This is a genomic window from Micromonospora sp. NBC_01739, assembly GCF_035920385.1.
Classification (GTDB): domain Bacteria; phylum Actinomycetota; class Actinomycetes; order Mycobacteriales; family Micromonosporaceae; genus Micromonospora.
Window position 1 is genome coordinate 5,626,086 of sequence record NZ_CP109151.1, and the last position, 18,522, is coordinate 5,644,607.

The 18,522-nt window shown below is 67.6% G+C and carries 18 protein-coding genes and 3 tRNA genes; 19 read left to right on the forward strand and 2 right to left on the reverse strand.

Features of this window, described 5'->3' with window-relative positions; all coding sequences use genetic code 11:
* Window positions 1–24 precede the first annotated feature (24 nt).
* Window positions 25–807, reverse strand: coding sequence for a transposase family protein (locus OIE53_RS25525; protein ID WP_327024010.1), 783 nt, complete (start codon window positions 805–807; stop codon window positions 25–27).
* Between the two features lie 336 nt (window positions 808–1,143).
* On the opposite strand from OIE53_RS25525, the gene OIE53_RS25530 reads away from it, so the two are divergent.
* From OIE53_RS25530 to OIE53_RS25545, 4 genes are all read left to right on the forward strand, one after another.
* A complete protein-coding gene (locus OIE53_RS25530; RefSeq protein WP_327024011.1) occupies window positions 1,144–1,692 on the forward strand; it encodes a hypothetical protein in 549 nt (182 codons plus the stop codon).
* 159 nt (window positions 1,693–1,851) lie between these two features.
* Complete coding sequence (locus OIE53_RS25535; RefSeq protein WP_327027039.1) at window positions 1,852–3,117, forward strand: IS701 family transposase; 1,266 nt, start codon at window positions 1,852–1,854, stop codon at window positions 3,115–3,117.
* Between the two features lie 336 nt (window positions 3,118–3,453).
* Entirely contained in the window at window positions 3,454–3,693 is a 240-nt protein-coding gene (locus OIE53_RS25540) for a hypothetical protein (protein WP_327024012.1), read from the forward strand.
* Window positions 3,690–4,217 (forward strand): hypothetical protein, encoded by a 528-nt coding sequence (locus OIE53_RS25545; protein WP_327024013.1) that lies wholly within the window; start codon window positions 3,690–3,692, stop codon window positions 4,215–4,217. The genes OIE53_RS25540 and OIE53_RS25545 overlap by 4 nt, the downstream gene beginning before the upstream one ends.
* 48 nt (window positions 4,218–4,265) lie before the next feature.
* Here OIE53_RS25545 and OIE53_RS25550 read toward each other — a convergent pair whose 3' ends face one another.
* A complete protein-coding gene (locus tag OIE53_RS25550; RefSeq protein WP_327024014.1) occupies window positions 4,266–4,748 on the reverse strand; it encodes a DUF6882 domain-containing protein in 483 nt (160 codons plus the stop codon).
* Between the two features lie 796 nt (window positions 4,749–5,544).
* Between OIE53_RS25550 and OIE53_RS25555 the strand changes: the two genes are divergently transcribed.
* The 15 genes from OIE53_RS25555 to rpoB all read left to right on the forward strand — a co-directional run bounded on the left by OIE53_RS25555 (window position 5,545) and on the right by rpoB (window position 18,514).
* The gene (locus tag OIE53_RS25555) at window positions 5,545–5,691 is read left to right on the forward strand and encodes a hypothetical protein (RefSeq protein WP_327024015.1); all 147 of its coding nucleotides are present in this window, start codon (window positions 5,545–5,547) and stop codon (window positions 5,689–5,691) included.
* Between the two features lie 59 nt (window positions 5,692–5,750).
* Window positions 5,751–8,279 carry a putative bifunctional diguanylate cyclase/phosphodiesterase gene (locus OIE53_RS25560; RefSeq protein ID WP_327024016.1) on the forward strand — a complete coding sequence of 843 codons (2,529 nt, stop codon included), beginning with the start codon at window positions 5,751–5,753 and terminating at the stop codon, window positions 8,277–8,279.
* Between the two features lie 92 nt (window positions 8,280–8,371).
* Window positions 8,372–8,444 (forward strand) — tRNA-Thr (locus OIE53_RS25565).
* A 25-nt stretch (window positions 8,445–8,469) separates the two neighbouring features.
* A tRNA-Met gene (locus OIE53_RS25570) sits at window positions 8,470–8,542 on the forward strand.
* Window positions 8,543–8,671: 129 nt separating this feature from the next.
* On the forward strand, window positions 8,672–8,839 hold the full coding sequence (gene rpmG / locus OIE53_RS25575; protein ID WP_007073056.1) for a 50S ribosomal protein L33: 168 nt from the start codon (window positions 8,672–8,674) through the stop codon (window positions 8,837–8,839).
* A 124-nt stretch (window positions 8,840–8,963) separates the two neighbouring features.
* Window positions 8,964–9,410: a MaoC family dehydratase N-terminal domain-containing protein gene (locus OIE53_RS25580; protein WP_327024017.1), complete on the forward strand. Its 447-nt coding sequence runs from the start codon at window positions 8,964–8,966 to the stop codon at window positions 9,408–9,410.
* A 1-nt stretch (window position 9,411) separates the two neighbouring features.
* Window positions 9,412–9,804: a MaoC family dehydratase gene (locus OIE53_RS25585; RefSeq protein WP_327024018.1), complete on the forward strand. Its 393-nt coding sequence runs from the start codon at window positions 9,412–9,414 to the stop codon at window positions 9,802–9,804.
* Window positions 9,805–9,930: 126 nt separating this feature from the next.
* Window positions 9,931–10,003: transfer RNA gene (locus tag OIE53_RS25590), tRNA-Trp, on the forward strand.
* Window positions 10,004–10,215: 212 nt separating this feature from the next.
* On the forward strand, window positions 10,216–10,608 hold the full coding sequence (gene secE, locus OIE53_RS25595) for a preprotein translocase subunit SecE (RefSeq protein ID WP_327024019.1): 393 nt from the start codon (window positions 10,216–10,218) through the stop codon (window positions 10,606–10,608).
* Between the two features lie 38 nt (window positions 10,609–10,646).
* A complete protein-coding gene (nusG, locus tag OIE53_RS25600; RefSeq protein ID WP_102658898.1) occupies window positions 10,647–11,369 on the forward strand; it encodes a transcription termination/antitermination protein NusG in 723 nt (240 codons plus the stop codon).
* Between the two features lie 202 nt (window positions 11,370–11,571).
* Entirely contained in the window at window positions 11,572–12,003 is a 432-nt protein-coding gene (gene rplK / locus OIE53_RS25605; RefSeq protein ID WP_327024021.1) for a 50S ribosomal protein L11, read from the forward strand.
* Window positions 12,004–12,086: 83 nt separating this feature from the next.
* On the forward strand, window positions 12,087–12,803 hold the full coding sequence (rplA, locus tag OIE53_RS25610; RefSeq protein WP_327024022.1) for a 50S ribosomal protein L1: 717 nt from the start codon (window positions 12,087–12,089) through the stop codon (window positions 12,801–12,803).
* A 727-nt stretch (window positions 12,804–13,530) separates the two neighbouring features.
* Window positions 13,531–14,076 carry a 50S ribosomal protein L10 gene (gene rplJ / locus OIE53_RS25615; protein ID WP_327024023.1) on the forward strand — a complete coding sequence of 182 codons (546 nt, stop codon included), beginning with the start codon at window positions 13,531–13,533 and terminating at the stop codon, window positions 14,074–14,076.
* A gap of 54 nt (window positions 14,077–14,130) precedes the next feature.
* A complete protein-coding gene (gene rplL / locus OIE53_RS25620) occupies window positions 14,131–14,520 on the forward strand; it encodes a 50S ribosomal protein L7/L12 (RefSeq protein WP_327024024.1) in 390 nt (129 codons plus the stop codon).
* Window positions 14,521–15,082: 562 nt separating this feature from the next.
* Entirely contained in the window at window positions 15,083–18,514 is a 3,432-nt protein-coding gene (gene rpoB, locus OIE53_RS25625; protein WP_327024025.1) for a DNA-directed RNA polymerase subunit beta, read from the forward strand.
* Window positions 18,515–18,522 lie beyond the last annotated feature (8 nt).

Below are 18,522 nucleotides of genomic sequence, written 5' to 3' on the forward strand. Positions count from 1 at the left end.
TCGGTGAGAGTCATTGAGCCTTTTTCATCCTGCGTAGCGGTCGGTCTCGACGTGGTGCAGGACGAGGATGGCCTGCACGATCGGGGTCGCTCGGCGTGGGCAGCAGCGCAGCTTGGTCAGGATCTTCCAGGTCTTGAGGGTGGCGATCGCGCGTTCGCCGCGAGCGCGGATCTTCGCGTGGGCACGGTTCACGGCTTTCTGCCGGCGTGACAGCTTTGGGCGGAAGCGGCGCCGCTTGAATGGCGTGCGCACGCTGCCGCGGGCTCCTTGGTAGCCCTTGTCAGCGAAGGTCATCACGTCTGCCCTGCTCAGCGCGTCGATGATGCCGTGAGTCCGGGCTGCGGTCAGGTCATGGACCGAACCGGGCAGCGCCGGTGAAGCCCAGACGAGCCGGCCAGCGGCATCGGCGATGACCTGCACGTTCACGCCGTGGTGCTTGTGTTTCCCGCAGTAGTACGGCTTCTGGTCGGCGACCCGGTCGATCGGTATCAGGGTGCCGTCCAGGATCGCGTACGCCAGCCGACGGATCCGTTCCATGGCGGTGTCCAGGTCGTCGGCTGCCGAGCTGAGCAGGGCTATCGCCTCCTGCACGTAGCGCCAGGCGGTGGCGACGCCGATGGCGAAGCCGGCCGCGAGTCGGGTGTAGGTGTCGCCGTTACGCAGATGGGCCAGAGCCAGCAGCGCCTGCCGGCCGGGTTCGAGACGCCGCCACCGGGAGCGGCGCTGCTTGCGGTGACCGCGGATGCGTTCGGCGAGGTAGTTCAGGGTGCGGCTGGACAACGGAATCGTGGCAGGGTAGGACAGCATGGCGAGGCTCCCGGTCGGGGCTTCGAGTCTTGGTCGACAGCTGTCCTACCTGGAGCCTCGCACCCACCGATCACCGGGCCTGCCGCACCCACCCTGAGCTGCAAGATCAGCTTGGAAAAGGCTCATTGGTTTCGCCAACCGGATGGGCAAGCAGGAGGCCATGTACGTCGCAGGGGCAGACGCTGTCGTAACCACCATGAAAGCTGTCGCGGAAGCGTTGATGGCGAAGGTGTGACGTGCGCCCCTGCGCCACTCATGCACGCAGGGTTGCGCATCGATGCACCGATCGTAAGATTCGGTTGCGATGGTCGATGAACTCTCATCCTAGGAGTGCTGATGGGGCTGGCAGACAGCATCCGTATCATGCGCGGGCATCTGACCGAAGAGGAGCGTCGGGAGCGGGATGTGGCAGCCCAAGCGCGCCGTGCTGCCATCGAGTCGAGCAGCCCTGAAGTTCATCGAGCCCGAGTGCGGAAGTGCTCCGGCCTGTCCGCAGTGATCTTGCAGTGTCATATTGACACATGGCAATCAGCGCTCAATGTGATGTCGGGGCCCTGGTTGGTGGACGGCAAGTGGACCAAAGATCCGGCGGATAGCGTCGTCCGGGCCGATGAAGGGCTGGTGAAGGTGCGACTGTCTGGGGCCAAGCTTGCCGAACTGGTCTCCACGCTCTGGTACCTGCCTCGGTACCGCCGCAACGACATATACGCCACTCCGTCTGGCATGGAGATCGGGTGGAAGGCGTCTCCGACTCCTGCACAGGAGGAGCAGGCCAACCGGCTGTATCACGCTATCGCTGCCGTGGTCGACCGCGTCCAGGTAAACACGCCACGACAGGGCGGCTTTCCCCTCGTGGTGATCGACGACGCAGTTGAGACCTCCTAGTACGGCAGCCGCCGTTTGAGATCTTGCTGGTGAACCGGGGTGAACGCGAGGCGGCCACCGCGTGATCGTCTGTGCGTTGTGGACACAACATCAGATCTTGCGGTGGCCGCGTGCCACAGCGTAGCTGTTGGTCGGTGGGAGCGGGTGCTGGCCGAGGTGCTGGGCTGCTTCGCGGGCCGGTTCGGGCGAGTGGAGCCGCGTCGTGTGGCGGGACAGTTCGTGACGGGGCTGCTGTCCGATCTTGAGGTCAAGACGTGTTGGCAGTTGGCCGAGCAGGCCGGGCACGCCCGGCCGGATGCGATGCAGCGGCTGCTGTACCGGGCGGTGTGGGACGCCGACGCTGTCCGCGACGACCTGCGGCAACTGATCACCGACCGGTTCGGCAGTCCGGACGCGGTCCTGGTCGTCGACGAGACCGGCGACCTGAAGAAGGGCACCCACACGGTTGGGGTGCAGCGCCAGTACACCGGCACCGCCGGGCGAATCGAGAACAGCCAGGTCGGGGTGTTCCTGGGCTACGCCGGCCGGGACGGACACACCCTGATCGACCGACGGGTGTATCTACCAGCGTCGTGGACCGACGACCGGGACCGCTGCCACGCCGCCGGCGTGCCCGACGAGATCGAGTTCGCCACCAGGTCAGAGTTGGCGGCGGACATGATCACCACGGCCCTCGACGCCGGGGTGCCGGCAGGCTGGGTCGCTGCGGACGAGGCATACGGCAACAGCGCCGCCTTCCGCGCTCATCTGCGCGGACACGACCTCGGCTACGTCCTGGCCGTGTCCCGCAGCCACCTGGTTCCGCTCGACGGCGGCAAGGCCCGAGTTCGCGCCGACCGGATCGCCGCCGACATGCCCGCCTCGGCGTGGCAGCGCCGCAGCGCTGGCGCCGGATCCAAGGGCCCCCGCTTCTACGACTGGGCCTGGCTGGATGACGTGTGCACCGACGCTGACCCCGACGACGGCGGCCACCACAGCCTGCTGATCCGCCGCAACACCAGCACCGGTGAGCTGGCCTTCTACCGTTGCTGGACCCCCACGCCAGCCACCCTTGCCCAACTCGTGCGGATCGCCGGCATCCGCTGGACCGTCGAGGAGAGCTTCCAGGCCGCCAAGGGCCAGGTCGGCCTGGATCAGCACCAGGTCCGCCGTTGGGACTCCTGGCACCGGTTCACCACCCTGGCCCTGGCCGCCCTCGCCGTCCTGGCGATCTGCGCTGCCGACGCGACCCACGACGACCCGACCGACACCGGACTGATCAAGCTGACCGTCAACGAGGTCCGCCGCCTGATCAACGCCTGCATCATCCGCCCGATCAGCGACCTCGCCCACCGTTTGCACTGGTCAGGATGGCGGCGGCAGCACCAAGCCCGAGCCCGACGATCCCACTACACACGCCGCCTCAACCTCGAACTTCAGCCATGATCCCGAACGGCGGCTGCCGTACTAGCTGGCCGTCCCTCGGCTGTCGGTAGTGCCCAGTGGGCAGGCGACGTGTCGTACTTGTGTCGCTAGACCTTGATTAGTGCACACTTGCCCTGGTCGGCGCCTTGAACTTGGCGCTCTGTAAATCCGTCGCGAAAGCTACAGAGGTTCGAATCCTCTACCCGCCACCAGGTGCAGAAACGGCCCCTGACCAGCAGGAATGCTGATCAGGGGCCGATTACGTTGGTCTCACTGGCTGTGTCGCATGCGTTCGCCGCTTTGTCCTTGCACCGTCCGGGGGCGGCACGCCAGTGCCTCGGGGCCGAGAATGTTGTCATGGACATGGAGCGTGCGCGAGAACTCGCCGTCGCAGAGTTCGCCGGGCGGCTTGGCGGCGGGTGGAACCAAGCATGGGAGCTTGCCGGCTCGCGGCAGGACTCCGTGAGAACCCTCGACGGAGTCAAGACGCACATTGTCTTTGACTTCGCTCCCCGAGACATGACCGACCACGGCGCGCTTCGCACGCTGTCGATCGCGGTGGATCCGCAGACTGGTATTGCAGACATGCTGCGGTGAGCGCCGGGGCTGGACGTGGGCAGACCTGGCGCGAGGATCTGCGGAAGGCGGTCGCCTCCGCAGTGCTCGACTTCGAAGACCGCTACGGGTACCCGCCGGGCGAGAACGTCGTCCGCGAGCCGGACCCGATCGCTGCTGTCCGTCCCGCGATCCCCGACGACCTCGTGGACCTGTACGCAACGGTCGGCGCCGTCGACCTACCGGCCATCGGTAACGGGTTCTTCCTGCACACGGCCTCGGACGTGGCCCACACCCACGAGTCACGCGACCTCCGGCACGTACGTGGCCGCCATGTCGGCGACGTTGTCGTATTCGCCAGCGATGGCGGCGGCACCCAGTACGCGTTAGCCACGCCCGCCGGTTCACCCGTCTACCGACTCCCACCGGGCCTGGTCCTCGACGGCATCTACACCTCAGAAGACCCGCGCTTCGATGTAGTCGCCCCGGACCTGCCCACCTTCCTCGACCGCTTGCTCCACGCCGTGCAGACGTTCGCTGCGTCGAGCGAACCGCCGAACTTGTGATCGTGCGGCATGTTCATCGACGCCGCCCGCCCTCGCTGGAGTCGCCCCTTAGACACGGCGCAGATCGTGAATGGCGAAATGCAGGTCCAGTTCGTCGCCGGGCTCGAACCATAGACCTTCGGCCGCCAGCACGTCGGCAGCGACGATCCTGGCCTGCGCCACCGGCTTCTGCTCGGCACGGAAGCTCGGCGACATCAACAAGGGGAATGAGCGTTCTTCTCCGTAGCGGCGAACGTCGGTGATGTCACCGAGCACCGCCGGTGGGAGTGAGTCGTTGGCCCAGGACCACAACCATGTCTGCTGGACGTGGTCCACGCTGCCGATCATCGTGATTCGGCCGTGGAGGGAGTCCCGGCCGTCGCGTGACCAGGAGATGGTGGCGTCGTCCATCGACCAGTGGTACTGCGCATCGCCGCTGAGCCCGTGGTCGGAGATCATCGCTGCATGCCGCTGCCCGACCCTGTCGCGGGCCGCCGAGACGAGCGACTCCCACGACTCATGGTCATGTGCAGCTTGTTCCCCGTGACCCATGACCCTCCCGCCTTCGCGGCACAGCCCGCACAGCCGGGGCGGCCAGACCCTACCGATTCGCCAGCTCGCCGTACCAGCGGTCCCGCACTCGCTGCTGCGCCGCGGTCCGATGTGGTTGCTGTCCACAGTTGCCCGCCGGCCCCCGTGCTAGGAACGGCGATTGGCCCGTGCGCTGCTGATGTCCTGTTCTCCTCGGTAGGGCTGGCTTGTTCCGCAGCCCCAGCGGCAGTCGCAGACTGTCTGTGCCGGCTACTGGCTGTGGGTGGCGACAGGTCGGAGAAGTGGGCGAGGGCTTCTGCTGGGTCTCAGCACATCCTCATGGCCGCTTCAACAGTGTATTTCCTGACTGAGCGGTTGAATCATCCATTCATGGGGGTGACTGAACTGGTTCGTCACGCCTACTCTGGTCCTGGTCGGCTGAGCCTGGCTGTCGGTAGTGGCGTCGGGTCGTCGGGGCGGGCGGCGGCCGGGAGGGGGAGGCGGACGTCGGGGGTGTATTGACTGGACGTCCGCGATGATGTTATAGAGCACTATCGATAAAAATCATTGACCGGAAGGTGGGTCCGCTAGACCCGCTAAGCCGTCTAAGTAACGTATGCGCGGTTGGTGTGTTCTTCCGGCAGGCGGTGGTGATGGCGCCCCTGACCTGGTCGAAAGTGGTGCGACGGGGAACGTATGGGCAATGTCGGGCGACAACCCGACCGACATCGGGTTTGTGAACTTTCCACCGCCCGGCTGGCTGTGGCACCATCGGATAGCCCCGTTACGCACATCCGTCACCCCGCCAGGAGCGCTCATGTCTGCTCACCGTCTGGGCCGGCTACTCGGCTCCCTTCTGCTTGTTTCCGGTCTGGTGGTCGCGGCCGGTGTCGCCAGCGAGTTCGAGGTTCGGACCCACGGCATCGAATGGCAGATGCCGACGTTGGGTTCGCAGGTGCGCTGACGCGCTCCCCGTCCTGACCGGGCTCGCCACCTCGAGCACCCCACGTCGCGAGGAGAGCCATGACGTCGCCTAGGTCTGGCTCTCCTCGTGGACGGACCGAGCGGGCCTGGCTGATCACGGCTCCGCTCGCGCTCTGTGCGGTCCTCTTCTCACTTCTGCTGGGCCTGACCGCTCGGCCCGCACTCGGTGACTGGCTGCTCACGCTGCTGCTGACAGCGGCGATGATCATTGCCGCGATTCCCACCATCAACGTGGTGGTACGCCGGCAGGCGCTGGGCACCACCTTCACCGAGATTCCGCTCGTCGTCGCGCTGTTCGTGCTGCCACCGCTGTCGGTGGTATTGGCGTACACCGTGGCCACTCTGGTGGTGCAGTGGCGCCGCAAGCTGCTGCCGCCGAAGCTCTGGTTCAATGTGGCCCTCGCGGCGGCGGCGACCGCCCTGGCCACGACGGTCTACACCGTTCTGCCGACCCCGGAGAATGTCGGGCCGGCGACCTGGGGGTTGCTGCTCGCGGCGATCGGCACCCACGCCCTCGTCGGGTTCGTCGCCGTGGTCGCGGTGATCTCCGTCGTGCAGGGTTGGCAGTCCGGCCGGGAGTTGATCCGCGCTGTACCGCCGATGTCGCTCACCGTGGCGATCAATCTCTCCATCGGCATCCTGATCATCATCGGCCTGGAGACCACGCCGTGGGCGCTTCTCCTCTTCGCCGGTCTGGCGGTGGCGTTCGCCCTCGTCTACGACACCTACACGCAGGTCATCCGGCAGCACCGCACGCTGACGGAGATGTACGAGCTGACCAAGGCGATCACCGAGAGCGGGTCGGACGGCAATCTCATCGACGCCCTGCTGGTCCGCATCCGCGGCCTCATGCAGGCCGAGTACGCCACCTTGTGGTTGCCCGCCCAGGGGCGGCACCCGGAGGTGCTGCTGACCGCCCAGGAGGGCAAGTCCGGTCTGCTCGACTCGGCGCTGACCCCGCAGGCCTTGCGGGAGGCGGCGGTGGCCCGTCAGGCGACGGTGGCGGTGGGCAGCCGCTTCGCCGCCGACCCCCAGCTTCGGGAGTCGTTGGGACGTGCCGCCAAGGACGTGATCGTGGTGCCGCTGCGGTCGGGCAAGGCGGTCATCGGCACCCTGGAGGTGGCGAACCGCCTCGGTGACGTCAACTCCTTCCGTCCGGCGGATGTGCCGGTCCTCCAGACGGTCAGCGCCCACGCCGCGGTCGCCCTGGAGAACTCCCGCCTGGTCGACCGGCTGCGCCACGACGCGTACCACGACGGGCTCACCAAGCTGCCGAACCGGCGCCGGATCCTCGGCGCGCTAGCCGAGGCGGTCCGGATCCGGGCCCCCGGTGAGGTGGTCGCGCTGCTGCTGTTCGACGTCGACCGGCTGCGTCAGGTCAACGAGTCGCTGGGGCACGCCGCCGGGGACAAGGTCCTGACCGAGGTGGCCAACCGGTTGCGGGGCTGCGTGCCGTCGGCCGCCCTGGTCGGCCGGGCCGGTGGGGACGAGTTCCTGGTGACCCTGCGGCTGGAGAGCGCCGAAGCGGCGGTGGAACTCGCCGGTCAGCTCCGCGAGCAGATCCGCGACGAGATGGTCTTCGACGCCCTGACCCTGGACGTGGACACCGCCGTCGGGGTCGTCGTACATCCGGATCACGGCAGCGACCCGGCCACCCTGCTGCAACGGGTGGACGTGGCGGCGAGCGCCGCGAAGTCGGTGCCGGGCAGCGTGCAGCTGTACAACCCGGCGCTGGAGTCGCGTTCGCTGCGTCGCCTGGGGCTGGCCGGAGACCTGCGCAGCGCCCTGGACAACGGCGATCTGGAGATCTACTACCAGCCCAAGGTGACCCTGCGGGACCGCCGGCTGGTCGGGGTGGAGTGCCTGGCCCGCTGGGAGCACCCGACCCACGGCACGGTCTCCCCGGCGGACTTCGTCGCGGTCGCCGAGCACACCGGCCAGCTCGGTCGGCTCACCGAGTTCGTGCTCCGGGAGGGGCTGCGGCACAGCCGCGACTGGGCGCACGGCGGCCAGGCGCTCGCCGTCTCGGTCAACCTCTCCGCGCGAACGCTCAACGACGAGCATTTCCCCGAGCAGGTCCGGGACCTCCTGGCGGAGTACGGCGTACCACCGCAGTTGTTGACCCTGGAGATCGAGGAGGCCGGGGTGCTCGACGGCACCGACCGGCCGATCCCGAGCCTGCGTCGGCTGCGTGATCTGGGCGTACGGCTGTCGGTGGACGACTTCGGCACCGGCAGCTCCTCCCTGGCCCATCTGCGCCGGCTGCCGGTGCACGAGGTCAAGGTGGACCGCTCCTTCGTGCAGGGCATGGCGACCGACCCGGGGGACCTGGCGATCGTCAACGCGGTGGTCACCCTCTCCCAGCAGTTCGGGCTGACCGTGGTGGCCGAGGGCGTGGAGAGCGAGCTGACCCTGGAGCTGCTCCAGGACATCGGCTGCGAGATCGGGCAGGGATTCCTGTTCAGCCGGCCCCTGCCGTACGAGCGGTTGGAGGCCTGGTTCGGTGCCCGGGTGGACCCCGACTCGATCTCCAACCGGGAGCTGCCGCGCCTGCGCGCAGTGCCCTGACCTGGGCATACGCTGGCACCGGGGATCCGATTTCACCAGCCCGGGATGGCCGTGTACTCTTACCTCTGCGCGGCCACGGAGTGATCGCGCAGGCCCCCTTAGCTCAGTCGGCAGAGCGTCTCCATGGTAAGGAGAAGGTCTACGGTTCGATTCCGTAAGGGGGCTCAGAGGGTCCGGCTGGGCCCACCACGGCGGTGTAGCTCAGATGGCAGAGCAAGCGGCTCATAATCGCTGTGTCGCCGGTTCAAGTCCGGCCACCGCTACTCTCCGCCGCCGGTGAACCCGGTGGTCAGTGGGACGGGCGCCACAGGCGCCCACTTTGCGTGTCCGCCCCGGCGGCGCGTAGGCTTTGACGCCGTAGTTGTATCCGTTAGCGAGGAAGGCACTCCGCCGTGGCGAAGGCGACCGATGTCCGGCCGAAGATCACTTTGGCGTGTGTGGAGTGCAAGGAGCGCAACTACATCACGCGCAAGAACCGTCGTAACGACCCGGACCGCATCGAGCTGAAGAAGTTCTGCCCCCGGGACGGGCGGCACACCGTTCACCGCGAGACGCGCTGAACCTCGCCGGGTATCGCCCGGCACCCTGAACAACGAAGATCGCCGGTTCACCCGGTGGGCGCAGCCGTAGGCCGTTCCCGACCGCGTGGATCGGCGATCTTGTTGTGCGTGTAGGTTCGGCGGCATGTCCCTGGACCACTCCTTCATCGGCCGGACCTATCCGCCGACCGCCCCCTATCAGGTGGGCCGCGAGAAGATCCGTGAGTTCGCGCGTGCGATCGGCGCCACCGATCCCGCCCACCACGACCCGGAGGCCGCCCGTGCCCTGGGCCACCCGGACGTGGTTGCGCCGCCGACCTTCCCGATCGTGCTCACCATGGCCGCCAACCAGCAGATGATCGAGGACCCGGACCTCGGCATCGACTACAGCCGGGTGCTCCACGGCGATCAGCGGTTCGCGTACACCCGTCCGGTGGTGGCCGGCGACGAGCTGGTCTGTGTCAACAACATCGAGGAGATCACCAGCCGCGGTGGTCACGATTTCGTGACCAGTCGGACCGAGGTCCGCACGACCGCCGGCGAGCCGGTGGTCACCGCCTGGATGAAGCTCGTCGTACGCGGGGAGGCCTGAGATGGAACTGCCCACCCAGACGTTCCGGGTGACCCGGGCGGACCTGGTCCGCTACGCGGGCGCCTCCGGCGACTTCAACCCGATCCACTGGAGCGACCGCTTCGCCACCGGAGTGGGCCTGCCCGGGGTGATCGCGCACGGCATGTTCACCATGGCCCTGGTCGGTCGCGCGGTCACCGCCTGGGCCGGCGCGCCCGACGCGGTCGTCGACTACGGGGTCCGGTTCACCCGCCCGGTGGTGGTTCCCGATGACGACGAAGGCACCGAGATCGTGGTGACCGCAGTGGTCCGCGAGGTGACCGAAGCGGGTCTGACCAGGCTAGACATCACCGCGACCTGTCAGGGAGACAAGGTGTTGTCGCAGGCTCGGGCCACCGTTCGGACGGCGGGCTGACCTGCTCCGCAGGGCGCGATGGCCAGACCGGTTGGGAAACTCGGGTTAGTACCCGTACACTGGTCCGCCGTGGGGCAAGTGACTCCTGCCTGGTCGTGTGACCTGGGGGGATGAGCGTTGCCGCATAGGGGTGTAGCTCAATTGGCAGAGCAGCGGTCTCCAAAACCGCAGGCTGCAGGTTCAAGTCCTGTCACCCCTGCGCCTCAGGCCTGACCGTTCCGTGGGTCGCGCCACCGAAAGGTGGCGTCCGGCCCGTGGTGGTGGCATCGGCGGGGAGGTTCCGAGGCATCGGGGCCTTCCGGCAGATCCGCCGGCCGCGGCCCGTCCCGGGACGGTTGGGTCCGGCTGGCGTGACCAGACGCCGCGTACGCGAACCGCGTACGACCCCGATATCCCGCGACGGAGGGCGAAGTGGCCGACAACAAGCGGCGCGGCGAGGACGCCGACGACGAGCGCCTGAACGACGAGGTCGTCAGTGACGGCGCCGACGACGACGCCACCGACGCGGACGAGCCGGTAACCCGGGGCGGCACCGCCACCCGGGAGCGGGCCAAGGCGGATTCCGCCGACAGCCGGTCGAAGACGCGTACCGATGGCGAGAAGGTGGGCCTGTTCGGCCGCATCGCGCGTTTCATCCGCGAGGTCGTGGCGGAACTGCGTAAGGTCATCTGGCCGACCCGCAAGGAGCTGCTGACCTACACGGGCGTGGTAGTCGCGTTCGTGTCGATGATGCTGGCGATCGTGGCCCTCCTTGACTTCGCTTTCGCGAAGGGCGTGCTGTGGGTGTTCGGCAACCCCAGCTGACCGGCTGACTGTGCCGATAGTGACGGAAGTGAGCGAGCGTGCCTGAGTACGACGAGACCGCCGAGACCCCGGACGAGCAGTCCACGGTGGCGACGGCGGCTGGCGACGAGTCGGTCGAGGCCGCCAGCGAGCCGGAGTTCGCGATGACCGAGCCCGCGCCCGAGGAGGACTACGACCCGGTCGCCGAGCTGCGCCAGAAGCTGCGCTACGCGCCCGGCGACTGGTACGTGGTGCACTCGTACGCCGGTTACGAGAACAAGGTCAAGACCAACCTCGAAACCCGGATCACCTCCCTCGACATGGAGGACTACATCTACCAGGTCGAGGTGCCGACCCGGGAAGAGGTCGAGGTCAAGAACGGCAAGCGGTCCCAGGTGCAGGCCAAGGTCTTCCCCGGCTACATCCTGGTCCGGATGGAGTTGACGGCCGAGTCGTACTCCTGCGTACGCAACACCCCCGGGGTCACCGGCTTTGTGGGGGCCACGGACCGGGCCGACCGCCCGGCGCCGCTGAGCCTCGACGAGGTGCTGAAGTGGCTGGCCCCGGCGGTGGAGACCGAGCAGAAGAAGGCCAAGCCGGAGATCAAGGTCCTCGACTTCGAGGTCGGCGACTCGGTCACGGTCACCGACGGTGCCTTCGCCTCCCTGCCGGCCACCATCAGCGAGATCAACGCCGACCAGCAGAAGCTCAAGGTGCTGGTGTCGATCTTCGGCCGTGAGACGCCGGTGGAGCTGAACTTCAACCAGGTCGCCAAGATCTGATTCAACGACCGCTGGCGATGGCTTCTGGGCCGTTGCCAGCGGTCGTTGTCTGTCTGTCTCGCCCGCCGGGCAACCTCCGTGGGTGAGCCGCCACCCGCCTGCGCTACCCTAGAACGTCGCCGCTGCCTTCCCGCGCTGACCGTGCGCGCCCGGTGGTGGTGTCGGTGCGAACCATTCCCAGTTCCAAGCCCCAGGAAGAGACATGCCTCCGAAGAAGAAGCTCGTCAAGACGTTCACGCTTCAGCTGCCGGCGGGCCAGGCCACTCCGGCGCCGCCGGTCGGTCCCGCGCTCGGCCAGCACGGCGTGAACATCATGGAGTTCTGCAAGTCGTACAACGCGCAGACCGAGTCGCAGCGGGGCGACATCGTCCCCGCCGAGATCAGCGTGTACGAGGACCGGTCCTTCACCTTCGTGCTGAAGACCCCGCCCGCCGCCCGGCTGCTGATCAAGGCCGCCGGTGTGCAGAAGGGCTCGGGCGTCCCGCACAAGGAGAAGGTCGGGACGGTTTCCCGTGCCCAGGTGCGGGAGATCGCCGAGAAGAAGATGGCCGACCTCAACGCCAACGACCTCGAGCAGGCTGAGAAGATCATCGCCGGCACCGCCCGGTCGATGGGCCTGGACGTCACCGACTGACCTCGGCCACCACCGACCCGTACGGATCGTGGGAGGGCGCGCGAGCATCGCGGCCCGCCAGAGACCACAGGAGTAGACAGAACATGCAGCGCAGCAAGAGCTACCGCAAGGCCGCCGAGGTCATCGACCGGTCCAAGCTCTACACCCCCGCCGAGGCCGTGAAGCTGGCCAAGGAGACCACCGCCACCAAGTTCGACGCCACGGTCGAGGTCGCCATGCGCCTCGGCGTCGACCCCCGTAAGGCGGACCAGATGGTCCGCGGCACGGTCAACCTGCCGCACGGCACCGGTAAGACCGCCCGCGTGATCGTCTTCGCCGCCGGCGCGAAGGCCGAGGAGGCCGTCGCCGCCGGTGCCGACGAGGTGGGCACCGACGAGCTGGTCGCTCGGATCCAGGGTGGTTGGCTGGACTTCGACGCGGCCATCGCCACCCCGGACCAGATGGCCAAGATCGGCCGGATCGCGCGGATCCTGGGCCCGCGCGGTCTGATGCCGAACCCGAAGACCGGCACGGTGACCATGGACGTCACCAAGGCGGTGACCGACATCAAGGGTGGCAAGATCACCTTCCGGGTGGACAAGCACTCGAACCTGCACCTGATCATCGGCAAGGCCTCCTTCACCGAGGCCCAGCTGGTGGACAACTATGCCGCGGTGCTCGACGAGGTCCTGCGGGCTAAGCCGTCCGCGGCCAAGGGCAAGTACCTCAAGAAGGTCACCCTGACCACCACCATGGGCCCGGGTGTCCCGGTCGACCCGAACGTGGTGAAGAACCTGCAGGAAGGCTCGGCCGACAGCTGAGCACGACGCACCGAAAGGGCCCTGCCACGCGTACGTGGCGGGGCCCTTCCGCGTTTGTCGCAGGGTGTGCCGGGGCTCGCGCGTTTCGGCGCTCACCCAGGCACCCTGGCGGTGGCGGTCAGCGCGGTGATCGGCTCCGTTCTCCGTGATCGACTCCGTTGCGCCGAAACGGCGGTGTCCCGTGGAGGCTGACCCCGCCGTTTCGGCGATACGGCGGGCGCCAGCTAGGTGGTGCCGGCGGATGGTCGGGCTAACCTCATGATCAACGGGGCGGGCGGGGACCGAGTGCGGGGCGAAGGCGGGGGACCGAGTGCGGGGCGAGTGCCGTGGGCCGAGGGCCAGGGCGGAGGGCCAAAGGCGGGGCGAGGGCCGGGGGCCCAGGGCCAGTGCGGGGTGGGGCAGGGTGGGGGTGGGGGCGATTTGGCGGGTGGGGGTGGGGTCGCGTAGCCTGTTGACGTCGCACGATTCTGTCGTGCGTGAAGTTCCACCCAGAGACCGCTGGTCACCGTGCCTCGGCATGGTCGAAGGTTCCGCGAAGACGGGCGACCCGCGCAGGGCGGTAAGCGAACATCGGCAGCATCCCGTGGTCCGCCGACTGCGGTGAGGGTTGCCCATCTCGCCCCGTGCGCCCTGCGCCGGGGCTTTTCTGTTGTCGCGACGCCCTCGCTCCAGTCGTAGGCGACCGCCTGCGCTGGCGACCAGCCTCGAGTAACGAGAGAGGAGGGACATGGCGGACAAGCCGATCCGGGCCGACAAGGCCACGGCTGTTGCTGAGCTGACCGAGAGCTTCCGCAGCGCGGGTGCCACCGTGCTGACCGAGTACCGCGGACTGACGGTTTCCCAGCTCACCCAGCTGCGGCGCTCGCTCGGTCAGGAGACCAGCTACACGGTCGCCAAGAACACGCTGGCCAAGCGTGCCGCGGCGGACGCGGGCATCTCCGGCCTCGATGAGCTGTTCACCGGTCCTACCGCGCTGACTTTCGTTTCGGGCGACGTCGTCGAGGCGGCGAAGGGGCTTCGCGACTTCGCGAAGGCCAACCCGAAGCTCGTCATCAAGGGCGGTGTCTTCGAGGGCAAGGCCATTTCCGCGGCCGAGGTCACGAAGCTCGCCGACCTGGAGTCCCGTGAGGTGCTGCTGGCCAAGCTGGCCGGCGCGATGAAGGGCAACCTGAGCAAGGCTGCGGCCCTGTTCCAGGCCCCGTTGTCGAAGACCGCCCGTCTGGCGGCTGCCCTTCAGGACAAGCGCGAGAAGGAAGACGCCGAGGCGGCCTGAGGCCGTACGGCGCACCCACGTTCTTAGTTAAACCTTTAGGAAAGGACGCCAGACATGGCGAAGCTCAGCACCGAAGAGCTGCTCGGCGCGTTCAAGGAGATGACGCTGATCGAGCTCTCCGAGTTCGTGAAGCAGTTCGAGGAGACCTTCGAGGTCACCGCCGCCGCCCCGGCCGCGATGATGATGGCGGGTCCGGCCGCCGGTGGCGCCGCTGCCGAGGCCGAGCCGGAGAAGGACGAGTTCGACGTCGTCCTCGACGCCGACGGTGGCAAGAAGATCCAGGTCATCAAGGTCGTGCGTGAGCTGACCGGCCTGGGCCTCAAGGAGGCCAAGGACCTGGTCGAGTCGGCCCCCAAGGCCGTGCTGGAGAAGGTCAACAAGGAGACCGCCGACAAGGCCAAGGCCAAGCTGGAGGGTGAGGGCGCCAAGGTCACCCTCAAGTGACCTGAGCTCCACCTGGCCGTCCCGACTCGCGTGAGCCGGGGCACACCATGTCGCGGCGGGCGGCAATCCGATCTGACGGATTGCCGCCCGCCGTGCTGGTGGACGCAAGGCGCAGCGGGCATGAGCAGGCCGTGGGGATCCGTTGACCCCTGCGGAGGGCCGGCCCTACGGTGGGAAAGAGCAGCGGATGGCAATCTCGGCCCTTGACGCGACCATGGGCTGACAGGCACGCTGACATAGCAAGACCTTCCGCGCTTGCGACGGCCACTGCGTGGGTAGATCAGCGGCAGCACCAACTGCCGCGGGCACCTGAGCGGCCCGGCGGGAACGTTGCGTTCCGAGCGGTCCGGTACGACCCGATCCAAGGGTCCCGAGACCAGTTCCGCGACGTCCTGCGGGATGGGCTGGACAGCGGTTAGCCTCTCGGCTACACTGCTAGTTTGCGCTGCCTTCCGACTTGACCCCTGCTCGGAAATGTCCGGTTATGGATATTTTCTGGTGGGGTCATTGGAGTGCACGCGTACCAGCCGTTCTGCAGCACCGGTCCTCGGAAGGACGCATCTTGGCAGCTTCCCGCCCTGCGAAGACCAGTCGTACGTCGAGCGCATTCGCTCCCCGCCGAGTTTCCTTCGGCCGGATCACCGAACACCTCGAGGTCCCCAACCTCCTCGCCATTCAGAACGAGTCCTTCGACTGGCTCGTCGGCAACGAGGCTTGGCAGGGCCGGTCGGCGGACGACCCGCACGCACGCTCGGGTCTCGCGGAAATTCTCGACGAGATCAGTCCCATTGAGGACTTTTCCGGCACCATGTCGCTGTCCTTCTCCGCCCCGCGCTTCGACGAGGTCAAGGCCTCGATCGAGGAGTGCAAGGAGAAGGACCTCACCTACTGCGCGCCACTGTTCGTGACCGCAGAGTTCACCAACAACACCACCGGCGAGATCAAGAGCCAGACGGTGTTCATGGGTGACTTCCCGATGATGACGCCGAAGGGCACCTTCATCATCAACGGCACCGAGCGGGTGGTGGTCAGCCAGCTCGTCCGTTCCCCGGGCGTCTACTTCGACAAGCAGCCGGACAAGACCTCCGACCGCGACCTCTCCAGCGTCAAGGTCATCCCGAGTCGGGGTGCCTGGCTGGAGTTCGACATCGACAAGCGCGACACGGTCGGCGTCCGCATCGACCGTAAGCGTCGGCAGGCCGTCACCGTGCTGCTCAAGGCCATCGGATGGTCGGCCGAGCGGATCCGTGAGAAGTTCGGCTGGTCCGAGCTGATGATGACCACGCTCGAGAAGGACCACATCGCCGGCCAGGACGAGGCGCTACTCGACATCTACCGGAAGCTGCGCCCTGGCGAGCCGCCGACCCGCGAGAACGCCCAGACTCTGCTCGACAACCTCTTCTTCAACCCGAAGAGGTACGACGTAGCCAAGGTCGGTCGGTACAAGTTCAACAAGAAGCTCGAGCTGAGCGTGCCGATCACCACCGGCACCCTGACCGAGGACGACATCGTCGCCACCGTGGAGTACCTCTGCCGGCTGCACGCCGGTGAGGAGGGCTACGAGGCCGACGACATCGACCACTTCGGCAACCGGCGGCTGCGTACCGTGGGTGAGCTGATCCAGAACCAGGTTCGGGTCGGCCTCTCCCGGATGGAGCGGGTGGTCCGCGAGCGGATGACGACTCAGGACGTCGAGGCGATCACGCCGCAGACCCTGATCAACATCCGCCCGGTGGTGGCCGCGATCCGGGAGTTCTTCGGCACCTCGCAGCTGTCCCAGTTCATGGACCAGACCAACCCGCTGGCGGGTCTGACCCACCGGCGCCGGCTGAGCGCGCTCGGCCCGGGTGGTCTGTCCCGGGAGCGGGCCGGCTTCGAGGTCCGTGACGTGCACCCGTCCCACTACGGCCGGATGTGCCCGATCGAGACGCCGGAAGGCCCGAACATCGGTCTGATCGGCGCCCTGTCCACCTTCGCCCGGGTCAACCCGTTCGGCTTCATCGAGACGCCGTACCGGAAGGTCGTCGACGGTCGGGTCACCGACCAGATCGACTACCTGACCGCGGACGAGGAGGACCGGTTCGTTAAGGCGCAGGCCAACGCGCCGCTGCGGGCCGACGGCACCTTCGCCGAGGACCGGGTCCTGGTCCGTCGTAAGGGCGGCGAGACCGAGGACGTACCCCCGGCGGCCGTGGACTACATGGACGTGTCGCCGCGGCAGATGACCTCGGTCGCGACCGCGATGATCCCGTTCCTGGAGCATGACGACGCCAACCGGGCCCTGATGGGCGCGAACATGCAGCGCCAGGCGGTGCCGCTGGTCAAGGCCGAGTCCCCGCTCGTCGGCACCGGCATGGAGTACCGTGCCGCCGTCGACGCCGGTGACGTGGTCGTGGCCGAGGTCGGCGGGGTGGTCGAGGACCTCTGCGCCGACTACATCACCGTCCACCAGGACGACGGCCACCGCCGTACCTACCTGCTGCACAAGTTCCGCCGCTCCAACGCCGGCTCCTGCGTCAACCAGAAGCCGGTGGTCTTCGAGGGCGACCGGGTCGAGGCCGGCCAGGTCATCGCCGACGGTCCGTGCACCGACGAAGGTGAGATGGCGCTCGGGCGCAACCTGCTCGTGGCGTTCATGTGCTGGGAGGGCCACAACTACGAGGACGCGATCATCCTGTCGCAGCGCCTCGTGCAGCAGGACGTGCTCACCTCGATCCACATCGAGGAGCACGAGGTCGACGCCCGGGACACCAAGCTCGGCCCGGAGGAGATCACCCGCGACATCCCGAACGTCAGCGAGGAGATGCTCGCCGACCTCGACGAGCGCGGCATCATCCGGATCGGCGCCGAGGTCGTTCCCGGCGACATCCTGGTCGGCAAGGTCACCCCGAAGGGTGAGACCGAGCTGACCCCGGAGGAGCGGCTGCTGCGCGCGATCTTCGGTGAGAAGGCGCGTGAGGTCCGGGACACCTCGCTGAAGGTGCCGCACGGCGAGACCGGCACGGTCATCGGTGTGCGTACCTTCTCCCGCGAGGACGGCGACGAGTTGCCGCCGGGCGTCAACGAGCTGGTGCGGGTCTACGTCGCCCAGAAGCGGAAGATCCAGGACGGCGACAAGCTCGCCGGCCGGCACGGCAACAAGGGCGTCATCTCCAAGATCCTGCCGGTCGAGGACATGCCGTTCCTGGAGGACGGCACCCCGGTCGACATCGTGCTCAACCCGCTGGGTGTACCCAGCCGGATGAACATCGGGCAGGTGCTGGAGACCCACCTGGGCTGGGTGGCCAAGACCGGTTGGAAGGTCGAGGGCGACGACGCCGAGTGGAAGCGTCAGCTGCAGAGCATCGGCGCGGACTCCTCGGAGCCGGACACCAACGTGGCCACTCCGGTCTTCGACGGTGCCCGCGAGGAGGAGATCTCCGGTCTGCTCGCCTCGACCCTGCCCAACCGGGACGGCAAGCAGCTGATCGGTGCCACCGGCAAGGCGCAGCTGTTCGACGGTCGCTCCGGCGAGCCGCTGCCGGACCCGATCGCGGTCGGCTACATCTACATCCTGAAGCTCAACCACCTGGTCGACGACAAGATCCACGCTCGGTCGACCGGTCCGTACTCGATGATCACTCAGCAGCCGCTGGGTGGTAAGGCGCAGTTCGGTGGCCAGCGCTTCGGTGAGATGGAGTGCTGGGCCATGCAGGCCTACGGTGCCGCGTACGCCCTGCAGGAGCTGTTGACGATCAAGTCCGACGACGTCCTCGGTCGGGTCAAGGTCTACGAGGCCATCGTCAAGGGCGAGAATATCCCCGAGCCGGGCATCCCGGAGTCGTTCAAGGTGCTGCTCAAGGAGCTCCAGTCGCTGTGCCTCAATGTTGAGGTGCTCTCCAGCGACGGCGTGGCCCTGGAGATGCGCGAGACCGACGACGAGGTGTTCCGCGCCGCGGAGGAACTCGGCATCGACCTGTCCCGGCGTGAGCCGAGCTCGGTCGAAGAGGTGTGATTGGGGAG

What these genes read in the sequence shown, in the direction of transcription:
- OIE53_RS25525 (WP_327024010.1), bottom strand. Translation starts at nt 807, where the DNA reads ATGCTGTCCTACCCTGCCACGATTCCGTTGTCCAGCCGCACCCTGAAC.
- OIE53_RS25530 (WP_327024011.1), top strand. Translation starts at nt 1,144, where the DNA reads ATGGGGCTGGCAGACAGCATCCGTATCATGCGCGGGCATCTGACCGAA.
- OIE53_RS25540 (WP_327024012.1), top strand. Translation starts at nt 3,454, where the DNA reads ATGGACATGGAGCGTGCGCGAGAACTCGCCGTCGCAGAGTTCGCCGGG.
- OIE53_RS25550 (WP_327024014.1), bottom strand. Translation starts at nt 4,748, where the DNA reads ATGGGTCACGGGGAACAAGCTGCACATGACCATGAGTCGTGGGAGTCG.
- OIE53_RS25555 (WP_327024015.1), top strand. Translation starts at nt 5,545, where the DNA reads ATGTCTGCTCACCGTCTGGGCCGGCTACTCGGCTCCCTTCTGCTTGTT.
- OIE53_RS25560 (WP_327024016.1), top strand. Translation starts at nt 5,751, where the DNA reads ATGACGTCGCCTAGGTCTGGCTCTCCTCGTGGACGGACCGAGCGGGCC.
- OIE53_RS25580 (WP_327024017.1), top strand. Translation starts at nt 8,964, where the DNA reads ATGTCCCTGGACCACTCCTTCATCGGCCGGACCTATCCGCCGACCGCC.
- OIE53_RS25585 (WP_327024018.1), top strand. Translation starts at nt 9,412, where the DNA reads ATGGAACTGCCCACCCAGACGTTCCGGGTGACCCGGGCGGACCTGGTC.
- rplK (WP_327024021.1), top strand. Translation starts at nt 11,572, where the DNA reads ATGCCTCCGAAGAAGAAGCTCGTCAAGACGTTCACGCTTCAGCTGCCG.
- rplA (WP_327024022.1), top strand. Translation starts at nt 12,087, where the DNA reads ATGCAGCGCAGCAAGAGCTACCGCAAGGCCGCCGAGGTCATCGACCGG.
- rplJ (WP_327024023.1), top strand. Translation starts at nt 13,531, where the DNA reads ATGGCGGACAAGCCGATCCGGGCCGACAAGGCCACGGCTGTTGCTGAG.
- rplL (WP_327024024.1), top strand. Translation starts at nt 14,131, where the DNA reads ATGGCGAAGCTCAGCACCGAAGAGCTGCTCGGCGCGTTCAAGGAGATG.